General features: G+C 43.8%; 2 protein-coding genes. Both read right to left on the reverse strand.

Annotated features, from left to right (window positions below; genetic code table 11):
* Positions 1-334 precede the first annotated feature (334 nt).
* Positions 335-598, reverse strand: coding sequence for a hypothetical protein (locus CUC53_RS15790; RefSeq protein ID WP_100295028.1), 264 nt, complete (start codon positions 596-598; stop codon positions 335-337).
* A gap of 8 nt (positions 599-606) precedes the next feature.
* The coding region (locus CUC53_RS19475) for an RHS repeat-associated core domain-containing protein (RefSeq protein WP_272896770.1) at positions 607-1,421 on the reverse strand (815 nt) is incomplete at its 5' end.

The raw sequence follows: 1,421 nt of genomic DNA on the forward strand, positions 1-1,421 counted from the left end.
ACCTCGCTCAGCTGGCCGTGGCCGTCGTAGCGATACGCAATCTGTTGGCCATCGGGCAGGGTCTTGTGGATAAGCCGCCCCATGGCGTCCCGTTGGTAGCGGGTTATCAGCTCACCGCCCTGCTCCCCCAACTCGCTCTTTTCCAGCAGCTGGCCAGTCAGGTCGTAGCGATAGGCAGTGGTACGGCCATCAAAGCCGGTTTCACTGGCTATCAAACCATTGGGGTAGTAGTGGATGNNACCTGTGAAATATCCAGATTGTGAAAGAACTTAATATTCATTAATTCGAAAGTATCCGATTACGCTGTGCTGCCCGAACCCGCAGGTTTTGTATATTAAACAGCCGAACCTCGATTACTTCCCGGTTTAATAAGTAATCGTTGGTCCAACTCTCGGTTTCTACATTTTTTTACAAAGAGTAAAGCCTCACTCTCATTTTTTTTAAACAAATCGAACTCCCACTGCTCCAAATCATAATATTCCTCATAGTCAACAAAACTATTACTAACCGGAATGGAAATATAAAAACGTCCTGATATAGTATCGACACCCATACTATATCTATCATTAGTATTATTATATACAACAGTAAATCTCATATTGATACCTAAAATTTCAGTGGAGTTACGATGTAATCATCAGGCTTCATGTTTGCAACATCTATTACAGCCTCATTATTACCATTTGGTAATTTACCACCTGGAATCCATAATTCATTGGCACCCGCTTCATTACCAGATGGAATCCGAAGATTAAAATCTCTTGGATTTTTTATATCAACTCTAACTAATGAGTTACTCTCCAAAAAACCTGTAGGTAAACCTAGAGATTTTTCCATTTCATTAGCATTTCCATTAGCAGAAGAGAATAGCTTATCCGCTTCGGCACGTGGCATCACAAATGACGTACCATCTCTCTGACCAATACCATATTTTTCCAGATTTGACTGAGTCATAAATCTTGTCGCGCCATTATCAAAAAGCGCCAAATGAGAATTACTATAGATGCTGGGCAAATACGTATCAGCTGGTGACCTCTGCCCTTTGGGTGTTTTAATTATTTTGTCAATTTCATCCTGTGATAATGGAACCTCATTTTTTATTTTCTGATCTGGATTATTCGGCCCATTCTCTTTTACGTTTTTTAACCCCAACGGATCGACCCAACCAATAGGGTTGGGCGCATATTGGTAGTTATTAATGCCACCCGCTAACCCAATAGGATCGGGGCTAATAAAACGGCCGGTGTCGGGTTGATAATAACGGTGGCGGTTATAGTGCAGCCCTGTTTCCGCATCCCAATATTGCCCCTGAAAGCGCAGCGGGGTTTCTATCGGGGCAGCGAGGTCGGCCACCTCTTTTTGCCACACATTGCCATAGGCGCGATAGCGCACTTGCCACACGGTAGCGCCGTTATGGCGGG

The organism is Aeromonas cavernicola, from assembly GCF_002795305.1.
In the GTDB taxonomy this organism is placed as follows: Bacteria; Pseudomonadota; Gammaproteobacteria; order Enterobacterales; family Aeromonadaceae; genus Aeromonas; species Aeromonas cavernicola.

What these genes read in the sequence shown, in the direction of transcription:
- CUC53_RS15790 (WP_100295028.1), bottom strand. Translation starts at nt 598, where the DNA reads ATGAGATTTACTGTTGTATATAATAATACTAATGATAGATATAGTATG.